This is a genomic window from Shigella sp. SIG6, assembly GCF_053555815.1.
This window is the reverse complement of sequence record NZ_JBQZXC010000094.1, coordinates 1-14,738: the sequence shown is the minus strand read 5'-3', so window position 1 is coordinate 14,738 and position 14,738 is coordinate 1. Positions and strand designations below refer to the sequence as shown.

The following is a 14,738-nucleotide window of genomic DNA, read 5'->3' as shown; positions in this document are numbered from 1 at the left end:
GAGCACAGACTCCGGTTTTTGTTTTGAGCACTCGACTTAATTGGTTGCCGGATATTCCTGAATGGTGACCTGCAGCGTTAACTGCTTATCATCACGCATCACTACAACCGGGATCACCGAACCAGGGCGAATTTCCGCCACCTGATCCATCGTCTCCAGAGCAGAGATGGCCGGTTTGTTATCCACCGAAATAATCAGATCGTTGACCTGAATACCCGCATTCGCCGCTGGGCCGTCAGGTGACACTTCATTAACCACGATCCCTTGCAGTTGATCTATACCACCGCTCTGCGCGTGCAGTGGTGCGATCTCGCGTCCGCCGATACCAATGTAGCCGCGGATCACGCGACCATCGCGGATCAGCTTATCCATAATTTTGGTTGCTAACTGGAAAGGAATCGCAAAGCCGATACCTTCCGGCGTTTCGCCATCGTTACTCTTATCAAACGACAGCGTGTTAATGCCCATCAGTTCTCCCAGCGAGTTCACCAGCGCGCCGCCAGAGTTACCGTGGTTAATGGAAGCATCGGTTTGTAGGAAGTTTTGCCGCCCGGTCGGGTTCAGACCGATTCGACCCGTGGCACTAATAATCCCTTGGGTAATGGTCTGCCCGAGGTTGTACGGGTTACCGATCGCCAGTACTACGTCGCCAATGTGCGGTACGCGACGTGCATTAATTGGAATGGTAGGTAAACCGCCAGTGGCATTAATTTTAAGTACCGCCAGATCGGTTAGAGAGTCAGATCCCACCAGCAATGCTTCAAATACACGTCCATCCTGTAAGGCGACGATGATCTGATCGGCGTCGTTGATGACGTGTTTATTGGTGATGATATAACCGCGTTGATCCATGATTACACCGGATCCCAGGGTGCGGATCTCAAGCTGGTTGTGAGAGTTGGTGTTCAAACCACGGTTGTAAACGTTAACCACCGCTGGCGCGGCGCGGCGAACCGCCAGATTATAGCTGGCAGGCGTCTCATCGGTACTGTCAAATTGCGGAGTGGAAAGCGGGTTAAGGCTGCGCAGCGAAGGCATGGCAACCAGCAGAATAGCGCCGACAATTAATCCAATCGCAACGGAACGTAAGAGCTTCACAAACATGATGGAGGCGTCATTAAAAAAGGGAACGGCAGCAGCATACCACGAGTTAACCGGACATCACACGTCAGCCTGATGCCCGGTTTACGACATTAACGCATCAGCAGATAGATGCTTTCATTGCCGCGTACAATTTGCAGGGCGATGATGGCCGGTTTTGCCGCCAGCACTTTACGCATTTCAGCAATCGAGTTCACCCGATCGCGGTTGACGCCAATGATCACATCGTCTTTTTGCAAGCCAGCCTGAGCAGCTGGGCTTCCTTTGACAACTTCATCTATCTTAATACCTTTGCCGCCATCTTTTAGCTGACCATCGCTCAACGTTGCACCTTCCAGCGCTGGCGTGATCATTTCAGCGCTGGCCGACGAAGAGGTGCTGGTATCAAGCGTCACTTCTACTTCCAGTGGTTTGCCGTTACGCAGCAGGCCAAGCTTCACTTTCGTGCCCGGCTCTGTAGTCGCGATACGAGAGCGCAACTCAGCAAAGCTATTCAGCGGTTTGCCGTTGAGGCTGGTAATAATATCGCCCGCTTTGACGCCCGCTTTCGCTGAGCCAGAACTTGGCAACACTTCGCTGACAAACGCGCCACGCTGCACGTCAAGGTTGAAGGCTTTGGCGATATCGGCACTCATCTCGATGCCTTTGATGCCTAACAAACCGCGTTTGATTTCACCAAAGTCGATAAGCTGCTGCGCCAGTGTTCGCGCCATATTACTGGGGATGGCAAATCCAATCCCGACGCTCCCGCCGCCAGGCGCAAGGATTGCAGTGTTGATGCCAATTAACTCACCATTAAGGTTTAATAGTGCACCGCCGGAGTTACCGCGGTTAATGGAAGCATCTGTCTGGATAAAGTTTTCCAGACCTTCAAGATTCAACCCGCTGCGGCCTAATGCGGAAACAATGCCAGAGGTGGCGGTTTGCCCAAGGCCAAATGGGTTACCGACCGCTACGGCAAAATCACCGACGCGCAATTTATCGGAGTCGGCAATAGCGATTTGCGTTAATTTGCTCGGGTTTTGAATTTGTAACAGGGCGATATCGCTCTGGTCATCGCTACCAATCAGTTTTGCATCAAACTCGCGCCTATCATTGAGCTGAATACTGATTTTCTGTGCCTGATTAATCACATGGTTGTTGGTCAGCACATAGCCTTTACTGGCGTTGATGATGACACCGGAACCTAAACCTTCGAAGGGTTGTGCAGGTTGATCCGGTAAATCATCACCAAAAAACTTTTTGAATTCTTCCGGGATTTTCTGTCCCTGACTGGCCGTTCCTTCCACCCGTACGCTCACCACTGCCGGAAGCACTTTTTCCAGCATTGGAGCCAGACTGGGGAGAGGGGCCTGATCGGCAACCTGGCCTGGAATCGACGCGACGGCCTGAAATGACGCCGAGAGAGTTAACCCGGCACTTAACGCTAATGCACTCAACAGCTGGGTTTGTTTTTTCATTATTCCTGCTCTCGTACCTGAATGATAAGAAAAGAGATTCAAAACAGTTTGATGTTATTGAATTTTCAGACGGCTAACAATGAGACACCAGATTAAATGATAGTCGGGGAGGGAGAGAAGAGGAGGGCGCAATGGCTGCGCCCGAAAAATAAATTAGTCGCGCTTCGCGCCTGTACGCAGCAGGCCGGATGCGCCTTCAGAATAGTCGCGAGGCATCTGCACCGGTGCCTGATCGTTGCTGGCTTCAGACTCTGCCAGACGATTACGGAACGGGTTTGCTTCAGCAGACAGTTCCGGCAGCAGGCTGCTGGAGCTTTTTGCCATGTGCTGATACAGCTGGCGATAGTCGTGCGCCATGGTATCCAGTAATTCCGCGCTGCGGGCAAAGTGGCTAACCAGCTCTTCGCGATACTCGTCCAGTTCAGCTTTATTCTTTTCCAGTTCGTACTGCAACGCCTGTTGCTGGCGTAGTTTACGATTACCAAAACGCATGGCCACAGCACCAATAATGATGCCGACGACTAACCCAATTAGCGCATATTCCCAGGTCATGAACATCTCCCGTTGTCTTTTGTTTCCGTAGGGTGTTGGCTTCAGGCTCCATGCCTGCGGCTGATTATGCCACTATAACCGTTAATTCCACAGAAGTGGAATCCCGACTGCATATCGCGTAGTGTAGAACGGCCTTTTTTTCGTCAACCGTGAACAACGGCGCACCGATTATTCAAGGAATAACAATAAGATCATGCAAAGCGTTACCCCAACATCGCAATACCTGAAGGCGCTCAATGAAGGCAGCCATCAACCCGACGACGTTCAAAAAGAGGCCGTCAGCCGCCTGGAAATTATTTATCAAGAACTCATCAATAGCAGGCCACCAGCCCCCAGGACGAGTGGGCTAATGGCGCGGGTCGGTAAGCTGTGGGGTAAACGCGAAGACACAAAGCATACGCCAGTGCGTGGCTTATATATGTGGGGCGGTGTAGGACGCGGGAAAACCTGGCTGATGGACCTTTTCTATCAAAGCCTGCCGGGAGAGCGGAAACAGCGCCTGCACTTTCACCGTTTTATGCTGCGGGTGCACGAAGAGCTAACTGCCTTACAGGGGCAGACCGATCCGCTGGAAATTATTGCCGATCGCTTTAAAGCCGAAACTGACGTGCTCTGTTTTGACGAATTTTTTGTTTCTGATATTACCGACGCCATGCTACTTGGCGGTCTGATGAAAGCCCTGTTCACCCGCGGTATTACCCTGGTAGCGACGTCAAATATTCCGCCGGACGAACTTTATCGAAATGGCCTGCAACGTGCGCGTTTTCTGCCTGCAATCGATGCCATTAAACAGCATTGTGATGTAATGAACGTGGACGCTGGTGTTGATTATCGACTGCGTACACTCACTCAGGCGCATCTGTGGCTTTCGCCACTCAACGATGAAACCCGGGCGCAGATGGATAAACTATGGTTGGCGCTGGCGGGGGTGAAACGAGAAAATTCACCGACGTTAGAAATCAACCATCGGCCATTGGCGACAATGGGCGTCGAGAACCAGACGCTGGCGGTTTCTTTTACTACGCTGTGCGTCGACGCCCGCAGTCAGCATGACTATATTGCGCTCTCACGCCTGTTTCACACAGTAATGTTGTTTGATGTGCCAGTCATGACGCGGTTGATGGAGAGCGAAGCGCGGCGCTTTATTGCGCTGGTGGATGAGTTTTACGAGCGCCATGTCAAATTAGTGGTGAGTGCAGAAGTGCCGCTGTATGAAATTTATCAGGGTGAGCGGCTGAAGTTTGAGTTCCAGCGTTGCCTGTCACGTCTGCAAGAGATGCAAAGCGAAGAGTATCTGAAGCGCGAGCATTTGGCGGGTTAAAACCTGCCACAAATCACAAAAAGGGGTCGATCTTTGACCCCGACTTCTCTATAATCCTGCGACCCCACGTTACAAGAAAGTTTTTTTCCCAAAACTTTTTGTGTGCTGGCATAGGCTATTCGAAGGGGTAGGTTTGCCGGACTTTGTCGTGTGAACCTCAACAATTGAAGACGTTTGGGTGTTCACCAACGTGTAACTATTTATTGGGTAAGCTTTTAATGAAAACTTTTACAGCTAAACCAGAAACCGTAAAACGCGACTGGTATGTTGTTGACGCGACCGGTAAAACTCTGGGCCGTCTGGCTACTGAACTGGCTCGTCGCCTGCGCGGTAAGCACAAAGCGGAATATACTCCGCACGTAGATACCGGTGATTACATCATCGTTCTGAACGCTGACAAAGTTGCTGTAACCGGCAACAAGCGTACTGACAAAGTGTACTATCACCACACCGGCCACATCGGTGGTATCAAACAAGCGACCTTTGAAGAGATGATTGCTCGCCGTCCTGAGCGTGTGATTGAAATCGCGGTTAAAGGCATGTTGCCAAAAGGCCCGCTGGGTCGTGCTATGTTCCGTAAACTGAAAGTTTACGCGGGTAACGAGCACAACCACGCGGCACAGCAACCGCAAGTTCTTGACATCTAATCGGGATTATAGGCAATGGCTGAAAATCAATACTACGGCACTGGTCGCCGCAAAAGTTCCGCAGCTCGCGTTTTCATCAAACCGGGCAACGGTAAAATCGTAATCAACCAACGTTCTCTGGAACAGTACTTCGGTCGTGAAACTGCCCGCATGGTAGTTCGTCAGCCGCTGGAACTGGTCGACATGGTTGAGAAACTGGACCTGTACATCACCGTTAAAGGTGGTGGTATCTCTGGTCAGGCTGGTGCGATCCGTCACGGTATCACCCGCGCTCTGATGGAATACGACGAGTCCCTGCGTTCTGAACTGCGTAAAGCTGGCTTCGTTACTCGTGACGCTCGTCAGGTTGAACGTAAGAAAGTCGGTCTGCGTAAAGCACGTCGTCGTCCGCAGTTCTCCAAACGTTAATTGGCTTCTGCTCCGGCAGAAAACAATTTGCGAAAAAACCCGCTTCGGCGGGTTTTTTTATGGCTAAATTCTGAATCAGCGTAAAAAATGGGAAGTTGCTTTTTGCTGCCGTCTGAAAGACAGGTAAAACAAAAACCACATCGCCAATAAGGGTCTAAGTCAACTATTTCAGACTAAAGCGCATCTCTTTTTCCCCATTTCCGGCATCCACTCACCACAAAGGTCGCAAAATCTGGTAAACTATCATCCAATTTTCTGCCCAAATGTCGGGTATTGCTCATTTTTTGTTTGATTTTCGAACAAAGAGAGTCGTTCCTTATTGGGTAACACAACTTCTGACTGGCCACCTGGTGGCTGGTAGCAGTAAAAATTCTGACTATACCTGGAGGTTTTCATGGCTGTCGCTGCCAACAAACGTTCGGTAATGACGCTGTTTTCCGGTCCTACTGACATCTATAGCCATCAGGTCCGCATTGTGCTGGCTGAGAAAGGTGTAAGTTTCGAGATCGAACACGTGGAAAAGGACAATCCGCCTCAGGATCTGATTGACCTCAACCCGAATCAGAGCGTTCCGACCCTGGTGGATCGTGAGCTGACCCTGTGGGAATCTCGCATCATTATGGAATATCTGGATGAGCGTTTCCCGCATCCGCCACTGATGCCTGTTTACCCGGTAGCTCGCGGTGAAAGCCGTCTGTACATGCATCGCATCGAAAAAGACTGGTACACGCTGATGAACACTATCATCAACGGTTCAGCTTCTGAAGCAGATGCCGCACGTAAGCAACTGCGCGAAGAACTGCTGGCGATTGCGCCGGTCTTCGGTCAGAAGCCGTACTTCCTGAGCGATGAGTTCAGCCTGGTCGATTGCTACCTTGCTCCGCTGCTGTGGCGTCTGCCGCAACTGGGCATCGAGTTCAGCGGCCCGGGTGCGAAAGAGCTGAAAGGCTATATGACCCGCGTCTTTGAGCGTGACTCTTTCCTTGCTTCTTTAACTGAAGCAGAACGTGAAATGCGTCTGGGCCGGAGTTAATCTGTATGGATTTGTCACAGCTAACACCACGTCGTCCCTATCTGCTGCGTGCATTCTATGAGTGGTTGCTGGATAACCAGCTCACGCCGCACCTGGTGGTGGATGTGACGCTCCCTGGCGTGCAGGTTCCTATGGAATATGCGCGTGACGGGCAAATCGTACTCAACATTGCGCCGCGTGCTGTCGGCAATCTGGAACTGGCGAATGATGAGGTGCGCTTTAACGCGCGCTTTGGTGGCATTCCGCGTCAGGTTTCTGTGCCGCTGGCTGCCGTGCTGGCTATCTACGCCCGTGAAAATGGCGCAGGCACGATGTTTGAGCCTGAAGCTGCCTACGATGAAGATACCAGCATCATGAATGATGAAGAGGCATCGGCAGACAATGAAACCGTTATGTCGGTTATTGATGGCGACAAGCCAGATCACGATGATGACACTCATCCTGACGATGAACCTCCGCAGCCACCACGCGGTGGTCGACCGGCATTACGCGTTGTGAAGTAATACAAAACAGGCCCAGGCGGCCTGTTTTGTCTTTTTAATGACTTAATAAAATAGCGTGATTGTGGCAATCATATTCACCACGAAACCGACTGCCATGGGGATCGCTGTCCGCTTCACCACCGCAGTAATCGGCGAAACCGCGCGCGCTAGCGTCGTGGCAAAATGCATCGGCATAATCATTACAACCGCTGGTACATGTAGTCCGGCTGCGATATTCGGAATAAGACTGGCAAATGACATAAACGGCGCATTGCCAGAGCCCATCACAATGGCACAAATGGCAATGACTAGCGCCATAATAATCATCACGCCAATACCGCCCAGACCAGAATGCTCCGCACCCCTGATAACCGCATCAACAGTGCCAATCGTCGTTAAGCCTTTCGCAAATATTTCACCCGCGACCACCAGCGTTACCACGTTGACAAACTGCGTACCCATGCCGTCAAAAAACGCCTGCACATCGTCCATTGTTTCGCGCAAGTTATGCTTGCGGAAGAACTCAACAAACATCGTCACCGTCAAACTTAGTAACATCACCACCACCAGATGCAGTTCTGACTTCATCAGCCCGACGTGGGCGAGGAACAGCGAGCCGAGCATCAGGATTAACGGCATCACAGGTAAAATGGCGTAATAGAGCGGCGGGACATTATCGAGAGTTTTTTGCTCTGCCTGTTCGTGATTGATATTTTTATCTTTTTTGTCAAAAGCGCGTTGCACGAAAAAGTGGGAGATCGCCACCGAGATAATGACGCAAGAGGCGACCGGAAGCTGGTAGTGGAAGAAGTATGTGGCAATTTTCATTCCCGCGACCTGGGCTGCAAAAATGGAGTTCGTTTCCAGAATCCCCCACTCAATGGACATCGTGGTTGCGATAACCGCCACCGCAGAGAGGCGACTTACTCCCAGACTCACCAGCGTCGGAAATAAGGTGACCATCAGCAACATACCCAGACCGGAGGCGCTGGTAATAAACTGCGCCATGATTTGGCCGATGACGTAAGTTGCCGACAGAATAATATACGGCGAGCGAATGAGTTTTAACGGGCGGCTTAGCAAGCTCACCATCGCGCGACTGGCTCCTATGCGCTCCATGTAGCGGGCATAACCGCCCACCGCCATAATCGACAGCCCCAATCCGGCAATGCGGTTGGACAGCATGCGCAGGATTTCATTATAAATGTCGACGATCAAGTAGCCGCTGCTTTTGGCGGGATCGAGTACACCACCGAACCCTAACCAGACTCCGCACATCATCAGGAAGACACCTGCGGCAGCCAGCACCACCTGAGGTTTGTAGTTTTTCAGGATCAAATAGCCCATCGTAATTAATACGATGACAGATATAATTATGCCGAACATTGTTGAACTCCGTGTCAAAAGAAAACGGTCAATCCCATAAACGGCAGATTGAAAACAATGATGTTATATTTTTTGCAAGTCTATTTATGGTGCGGATGTCGTGTTTTTAATTGTAGGTGAGGTGATTTTTCATTAAAAAATATGCGATTATGATTATTTTGTAAGAACACATTCATAATATTCATAATGCTTGTGAATAGTCTTATGAATAATTCAATCGGGATGTGTTTATCTGCGTTACATTAATTTTTCGCAATAGTTAATTATTCCGTTAATTATGGTAATGATGAGGCACAAAGAGAAAAACCTGCCATTTTCCCCTACTTTCAATCCTGTGATAGGATGTCACTGATGATGTTAATCACACTGACCTTACAGAATGGGCCTTATGAACGCATTTGATTCGCAAACCGAAGATTCTTCACCTGCAATTGGTCGCAACTTGCGTAGCCGCCCGCTGGCGCGTAAAAAACTCTCCGAAATGGTGGAAGAAGAGCTGGAACAGATGATCCGCCGTCGTGAATTTGGCGAAGGTGAACAATTACCGTCTGAACGCGAACTGATGGCGTTCTTTAACGTCGGGCGTCCTTCTGTGCGTGAAGCGCTGGCAGCGTTAAAACGCAAAGGTCTGGTGCAAATAAACAACGGCGAACGCGCTCGTGTCTCTCGACCTTCTGCGGACACCATCATCGGCGAGCTTTCCGGCATGGCGAAAGATTTCCTTTCTCATCCTGGTGGGATTGCCCATTTCGAACAATTACGTCTGTTCTTTGAATCCAGCCTGGTGCGCTATGCGGCTGAACACGCCACCGATGAGCAAATCGATTTGCTGGCAAAAGCACTGGAAATCAACAGTCAGTCGCTGGATAACAACGCGGCATTCATTCGTTCAGACGTTGATTTCCACCGCGTGCTGGCGGAGATCCCCGGTAACCCAATCTTCATGGCGATCCACGTTGCCCTGCTCGACTGGCTTATTGCCGCACGCCCAACGGTTACCGATCAGGCACTGCACGAACATAACAACGTTAGTTATCAACAGCATATTGCGATCGTTGATGCGATCCGCCGTCATGATCCTGACGAAGCCGATCGTGCGTTGCAATCGCATCTCAACAGCGTCTCTGCTACCTGGCACGCTTTCGGTCAGACCACCAACAAAAAGAAATAATGCCACTTTAGTGAAGCAGATCGCATTATAAGCTTTCTGTATGGGGTGTTGCTTAATTGATCTGGTATAACAGGTATAAAGGTATATCGTTTATCAGACAAGCATCACTTCAGAGGTATTTATGGCAACGAATTTACGTGGCGTAATGGCTGCACTCCTGACTCCTTTTGATCAACAACAAGCACTGGATAAAGCGAGTCTGCGCCGCCTGGTTCAGTTCAATATTCAGCAGGGCATCGACGGTTTATACGTGGGTGGTTCGACCGGCGAAGCCTTTGTACAAAGCCTTTCCGAGCGTGAACAGGTACTGGAAATCGTCGCCGAAGAGGCGAAAGGTAAGATTAAACTCATCGCCCACGTCGGTTGCGTCAGCACCGCCGAAAGCCAACAACTTGCGGCATCGGCTAAACGTTATGGCTTCGATGCCGTCTCCGCCGTCACGCCGTTCTACTATCCTTTCAGCTTTGAAGAACACTGCGATCACTATCGGGCAATTATTGATTCAGCGGATGGTTTGCCGATGGTGGTGTACAACATTCCAGCCCTGAGTGGGGTAAAACTGACCCTGGATCAGATCAACACCCTGGTTACGTTGCCTGGCGTCGGTGCGCTGAAACAGACTTCTGGCGATCTCTATCAGATGGAACAGATCCGTCGTGAACATCCTGATCTGGTGCTCTATAACGGTTACGACGAAATCTTCGCTTCCGGCTTGCTGGCAGGCGCTGATGGTGGTATCGGCAGTACTTACAACATCATGGGCTGGCGATATCAGGGGATCGTGAAGGCGCTGAAAGAAGGCGATATCCAGACCGCGCAGAAACTGCAAACTGAGTGCAACAAAGTCATTGATTTACTGATCAAAACGGGCGTATTCCGCGGCCTGAAAACTGTCCTGCATTATATGGATGTCGTTTCTGTGCCGCTGTGCCGCAAACCGTTTGGACCGGTAGATGAAAAATATCTGCCAGAACTGAAGGCGCTGGCCCAGCAGTTGATGCAAGAGCGCGGGTGAGTTGTTTTCCCCTCGCTCGCCCCTACCGGGTGAGGGGAAATAAACGCATCTGTACCCTACAATTTTCATACCAAAGCGTGTGGGCATCGCCCACCGCGGGAGACTCACAATGAGTACTACAACCCAGAATATCCCGTGGTATCGCCATCTCAACCGTGCACAATGGCGTGCATTTTCCGCTGCCTGGTTGGGATATCTGCTTGACGGTTTTGATTTCGTTTTAATCGCCCTGGTACTCACCGAAGTACAGGGTGAATTCGGGCTGACGACGGTGCAGGCGGCAAGTCTGATCTCCGCAGCCTTTATCTCTCGCTGGTTCGGCGGCCTGATGCTCGGCGCTATGGGTGACCGCTACGGGCGTCGTCTGGCAATGGTCACCAGCATCGTTCTCTTCTCGGCAGGGACGCTGGCCTGCGGCTTTGCGGCAGGCTACATCACCATGTTTATCGCTCGTCTGGTCATCGGCATGGGGATGGCGGGTGAATACGGTTCCAGCGCCACCTATGTCATTGAAAGCTGGCCAAAACATCTGCGTAACAAAGCCAGTGGTTTTTTGATTTCAGGCTTCTCTGTGGGGGCCGTCGTTGCCGCTCAGGTCTATAGCCTGGTGGTTCCGGTCTGGGGTTGGCGTGCGCTGTTCTTTATCGGCATTTTGCCAATCATCTTTGCTCTCTGGCTGCGTAAAAACATCCCGGAAGCGGAAGACTGGAAAGAGAAACACGCAGGTAAAGCACCAGTACGCACAATGGTGGATATTCTCTACCGTGGTGAACATCGCATTGCCAATATCGTAATGACACTGGCGGCGGCTACTGCGCTGTGGTTCTGCTTCGCCGGTAACCTGCAAAATGCTGCAATCGTCGCTGTTCTCGGGCTGTTATGCGCCGCAATCTTTATCAGCTTTATGGTGCAAAGTACGGGTAAACGCTGGCCAACGGGCGTAATGCTGATGGTGGTCGTGTTGTTTGCTTTCCTCTACTCATGGCCGATTCAGGCGCTGCTGCCAACGTATCTGAAAACCGATCTGGCTTATAACCCGCATACTGTCGCCAATGTGCTGTTCTTTAGTGGCTTTGGCGCGGCCGTGGGATGCTGCGTAGGTGGCTTCCTCGGTGACTGGCTGGGAACCCGCAAAGCGTACGTTTGTAGCCTGCTGGCCTCGCAGCTGCTGATTATTCCGGTATTTGCGATTGGCGGCGCAAACGTCTGGGTGCTCGGTCTGTTACTGTTCTTCCAGCAAATGCTTGGACAAGGGATCGCCGGGATCTTACCGAAACTGATTGGCGGTTATTTCGATACCGACCAGCGTGCAGCGGGCCTGGGCTTTACCTACAACGTTGGCGCATTGGGTGGCGCACTGGCCCCAATCATCGGCGCGTTGATCGCTCAACGTCTGGATCTGGGTACTGCGCTGGCATCGCTCTCGTTCAGCCTGACATTTGTGGTGATCCTGCTGATTGGTCTGGATATGCCTTCCCGCGTTCAGCGTTGGCTGCGCCCGGAAGCATTGCGTACTCATGACGCTATCGACGGCAAACCATTTAGCGGTGCCGTGCCATTTGGCAGCGCCAAAAACGATTTAGTCAAAACCAAAAGTTAATCCTGTTGCCCGGTCTATGTACCGGGCCTTTCGCTAAGGGAAGATGTATGTCGTTACTTGCACAACTGGATCAAAAAATCGCTGCTAACGGTGGCCTGATTGTCTCCTGCCAGCCGGTTCCTGACAGCCCGCTCGATAAACCCGAAATCGTCGCAGCCATGGCATTAGCGGCAGAGCAGGCGGGCGCGGTTGCCATTCGCATCGAAGGTGTGGCAAATCTGCAAGCCACGCGTGCGGTGGTGAGCGTGCCGATTATTGGAATTGTGAAACGCGATCTGGAGGATTCTCCGGTACGCATCACGGCCTATATTGAAGATGTCGATGCGCTGGCGCAGGCGGGCGCGGACATTATCGCCATTGACGGCACCGACCGCCCGCGTCCGGTGCCTGTTGAAACGCTGCTGGCACGTATCCATCATCACGGTTTACTGGCGATGACCGACTGCTCAACGCCGGAAGACGGCCTGGCATGCCAAAAGCTGGGAGCCGAAATTATTGGCACTACGCTTTCTGGCTATACCACGCCTGAAACGCCAGAAGAGCCGGATCTGGCGCTGGTGAAAACGTTGAGCGAAGCCGGATGTCGGGTGATTGCCGAAGGGCGTTACAACACGCCTGCTCAGGCGGCAGATGCGATGCGCCACGGCGCGTGGGCGGTGACGGTCGGTTCTGCCATTACGCGTCTTGAACACATTTGTCAGTGGTACAACACAGCGATGAAAAAGGCGGTGCTATGACCATACTGGCGATTGATATCGGCGGTACTAAACTTGCCGCCGCGCTGATTGGCGCTGACGGGCAGATCCGCGATCGTCGTGAACTTCCTACGCCAGCCAGCCAGACACCAGAAGCCTTGCGTGATGCCTTATCCGCATTAGTCTCTCCGTTGCAAGCTCATGCGCAGCGGGTTGCCATCGCTTCAACCGGAATTATTCGCGACGGCAGTTTGCTGGCGCTGAATCCGCATAATCTCGGTGGATTGCTACACTTTCCGTTAGTCAAAACGCTGGAACAACTTACCAATTTGCCGACCATTGCCATTAACGACGCGCAGGCCGCAGCATGGGCAGAGTATCAGGCGCTGGAAGGCGATATAACCGATATGGTCTTTATCACCGTTTCCACTGGCGTCGGCGGCGGTGTAGTGAGCGGCGGCAAACTGCTTACCGGCCCTGGCGGTCTGGCGGGGCACATCGGGCATACGCTTGCCGATCCACACGGCCCAGTCTGCGGCTGTGGACGCACAGGTTGCGTGGAAGCAATTGCTTCTGGTCGCGGCATTGCGGCGGCAGCGCAGGGCGAGCTGGCTGGCGCGGATGCGAGAACTATTTTCACACGCGCCGGGCAGGGCGATGAGCAGGCGCAGCAACTGATTCATCGCTCCGCACGTACGCTTGCAAGGCTGATCGCTGATATTAAAGCCACAACTGATTGCCAGTGCGTGGTGGTTGGTGGCAGCGTTGGTCTGGCAGAAGGGTATCTGGCGTTGGTGGAAATGTATCTGGCGCAGGAGCCAGCGGCATTTCATGTTGATTTACTGGCGGCGCATTACCGCCATGATGCAGGTTTACTTGGGGCTGCGCTGTTGGCCCAGGGAGAAAAATTATGATGATGGGTGAAGTACAGTCATTACCGTCTGCTGGGTTACATCCTGCGTTACAGGACGCGTTAACGCTGGCCTTAGCTGCCAGACCGCAAGAAAAAGCGCCGGGTCGTTACGAATTACAGGGCGACAATATTTTTATGAATGTCATGACGTTTAACACTCAATCGCCCGTCGAGAAAAAAGCGGAATTGCACGAGCAATACATTGATATCCAGCTGTTATTAAACGGTGAGGAACGGATTCTGTTTGGCATGGCAGGCACTGCGCGCCAATGTGAAGAGTTCCACCATGAAGATGATTACCAGCTTTGTAGCGCCATTGAAAACGAGCAAACCATCATCCTGAAACTGGGAATGTTCGCCGTGTTTATGCCAGGAGAGCCGCATAAGCCGGGATGCGTTGTTGGCGAGCCGGGTGAGATTAAAAAGGTGGTGGTGAAGGTTAAGGCTGATTTAATGGCTTAAATTTATTAGATCAGGTGTGACCTGACCCATCTTTGGCACAGAGCCAAACCTGAACTGACGGACCGCTCTGTGCCATTACCTGATGTTGTATTCTTTTATGTTAACACCCTTGATACTGTATATACCTGTCCGCTTAATTCGCTTGCCCTTTTTATTCGTAATAGTTGCTGTAAGTGTACTGCAGCGAATGGAATGACGTTCATCAATCACCAGCCGAATTGCTTCTGAAGCATCTTCCACCTCTAGAAGGTCGTGAGTCTTATTTAAGCCGAATGGAACAAGGTGGAAGGCAGTTTTTCCTGATGATTTTCTGGTTATTTTTACTGGATACAACACATCACCACTTTTATGGATTAATTCAAGCTGTTCAATGTAAATCATGGCAACTTTTGAGGTGTACTGGCAATAGCGGACACTACCATTTGTTCTTTTTTAAGCAGCCATCTGATGATATTTTCCCTGAAGGCTGCCGGGGAGATATTCCCCAGACGA

The 14,738-nt window shown here is 51.5% G+C and carries 16 protein-coding genes; 11 read left to right on the top strand and 5 right to left on the bottom strand.

Going from position 1 to position 14,738, the window contains the following annotated elements:
- Positions 1 to 36: 36 nt before the first annotated feature.
- The 3 genes from degS to zapG all read right to left on the bottom strand — a co-directional run bounded on the left by degS (position 37) and on the right by zapG (position 3,113).
- Positions 37 to 1,104, bottom strand: a complete 1,068-nt coding sequence (degS, locus tag ACUU1M_RS14570) for an outer membrane-stress sensor serine endopeptidase DegS (RefSeq protein ID WP_000497724.1) — start codon at positions 1,102 to 1,104, stop codon at positions 37 to 39.
- Between the two features lie 89 nt (positions 1,105 to 1,193).
- Complete coding sequence (degQ, locus tag ACUU1M_RS14565) at positions 1,194 to 2,561, bottom strand: serine endoprotease DegQ (protein ID WP_152028995.1); 1,368 nt, start codon at positions 2,559 to 2,561, stop codon at positions 1,194 to 1,196.
- Positions 2,562 to 2,714: 153 nt separating this feature from the next.
- Positions 2,715 to 3,113, bottom strand: coding sequence for a Z-ring associated protein ZapG (zapG, locus tag ACUU1M_RS14560; RefSeq protein ID WP_001295270.1), 399 nt, complete (start codon positions 3,111 to 3,113; stop codon positions 2,715 to 2,717).
- 193 nt (positions 3,114 to 3,306) lie between these two features.
- On the opposite strand from zapG, the gene zapE reads away from it, so the two are divergent.
- The 5 genes from zapE (at position 3,307) to sspB (ending at position 7,025) form a co-directional block, all read left to right on the top strand.
- Complete coding sequence (zapE, locus tag ACUU1M_RS14555; RefSeq protein WP_001192314.1) at positions 3,307 to 4,434, top strand: cell division protein ZapE; 1,128 nt, start codon at positions 3,307 to 3,309, stop codon at positions 4,432 to 4,434.
- 218 nt (positions 4,435 to 4,652) lie between these two features.
- The gene (gene rplM / locus ACUU1M_RS14550; RefSeq protein ID WP_000847559.1) at positions 4,653 to 5,081 is read left to right on the top strand and encodes a 50S ribosomal protein L13; all 429 of its coding nucleotides are present in this window, start codon (positions 4,653 to 4,655) and stop codon (positions 5,079 to 5,081) included.
- A 15-nt stretch (positions 5,082 to 5,096) separates the two neighbouring features.
- Positions 5,097 to 5,489, top strand: coding sequence for a 30S ribosomal protein S9 (gene rpsI / locus ACUU1M_RS14545; RefSeq protein ID WP_000829818.1), 393 nt, complete (start codon positions 5,097 to 5,099; stop codon positions 5,487 to 5,489).
- Positions 5,490 to 5,883: 394 nt separating this feature from the next.
- Positions 5,884 to 6,522 carry a stringent starvation protein SspA gene (gene sspA / locus ACUU1M_RS14540; protein WP_000257293.1) on the top strand — a complete coding sequence of 213 codons (639 nt, stop codon included), beginning with the start codon at positions 5,884 to 5,886 and terminating at the stop codon, positions 6,520 to 6,522.
- Positions 6,523 to 6,527: 5 nt separating this feature from the next.
- The gene (gene sspB, locus ACUU1M_RS14535) at positions 6,528 to 7,025 is read left to right on the top strand and encodes a ClpXP protease specificity-enhancing factor (RefSeq protein WP_000366129.1); all 498 of its coding nucleotides are present in this window, start codon (positions 6,528 to 6,530) and stop codon (positions 7,023 to 7,025) included.
- Between the two features lie 42 nt (positions 7,026 to 7,067).
- On the opposite strand, the gene dcuC is transcribed toward sspB, so the two are convergent.
- Positions 7,068 to 8,390: an anaerobic C4-dicarboxylate transporter DcuC gene (gene dcuC, locus ACUU1M_RS14530; RefSeq protein ID WP_152028994.1), complete on the bottom strand. Its 1,323-nt coding sequence runs from the start codon at positions 8,388 to 8,390 to the stop codon at positions 7,068 to 7,070.
- A gap of 379 nt (positions 8,391 to 8,769) precedes the next feature.
- Here dcuC and nanR point away from each other — a divergent pair, with 379 nt between their 5' ends.
- The 6 genes from nanR (at position 8,770) to nanQ (ending at position 14,246) form a co-directional block, all read left to right on the top strand.
- Positions 8,770 to 9,561 carry a transcriptional regulator NanR gene (gene nanR / locus ACUU1M_RS14525; RefSeq protein WP_000523845.1) on the top strand — a complete coding sequence of 264 codons (792 nt, stop codon included), beginning with the start codon at positions 8,770 to 8,772 and terminating at the stop codon, positions 9,559 to 9,561.
- Positions 9,562 to 9,682: 121 nt separating this feature from the next.
- On the top strand, positions 9,683 to 10,576 hold the full coding sequence (nanA, locus tag ACUU1M_RS14520; RefSeq protein WP_000224714.1) for an N-acetylneuraminate lyase: 894 nt from the start codon (positions 9,683 to 9,685) through the stop codon (positions 10,574 to 10,576).
- 109 nt (positions 10,577 to 10,685) lie between these two features.
- Positions 10,686 to 12,176 (top strand): sialic acid transporter NanT, encoded by a 1,491-nt coding sequence (gene nanT, locus ACUU1M_RS14515; RefSeq protein ID WP_000108448.1) that lies wholly within the window; start codon positions 10,686 to 10,688, stop codon positions 12,174 to 12,176.
- Positions 12,177 to 12,223: 47 nt separating this feature from the next.
- The gene (locus tag ACUU1M_RS14510; RefSeq protein ID WP_001300570.1) at positions 12,224 to 12,913 is read left to right on the top strand and encodes an N-acetylmannosamine-6-phosphate 2-epimerase; all 690 of its coding nucleotides are present in this window, start codon (positions 12,224 to 12,226) and stop codon (positions 12,911 to 12,913) included.
- On the top strand, positions 12,910 to 13,785 hold the full coding sequence (gene nanK / locus ACUU1M_RS14505; RefSeq protein WP_000153624.1) for an N-acetylmannosamine kinase: 876 nt from the start codon (positions 12,910 to 12,912) through the stop codon (positions 13,783 to 13,785). Before ACUU1M_RS14510 ends, nanK begins: the two co-directional genes overlap by 4 nt.
- Complete coding sequence (gene nanQ / locus ACUU1M_RS14500; RefSeq protein ID WP_000979877.1) at positions 13,782 to 14,246, top strand: N-acetylneuraminate anomerase; 465 nt, start codon at positions 13,782 to 13,784, stop codon at positions 14,244 to 14,246. Before nanK ends, nanQ begins: the two co-directional genes overlap by 4 nt.
- A 75-nt stretch (positions 14,247 to 14,321) precedes the next feature.
- On the opposite strand, the gene ACUU1M_RS14495 is transcribed toward nanQ, so the two are convergent.
- Positions 14,322 to 14,627 carry a hypothetical protein gene (locus tag ACUU1M_RS14495; protein WP_000639207.1) on the bottom strand — a complete coding sequence of 102 codons (306 nt, stop codon included), beginning with the start codon at positions 14,625 to 14,627 and terminating at the stop codon, positions 14,322 to 14,324.
- Between the last annotated feature and the right edge of the window lie 111 nt (positions 14,628 to 14,738).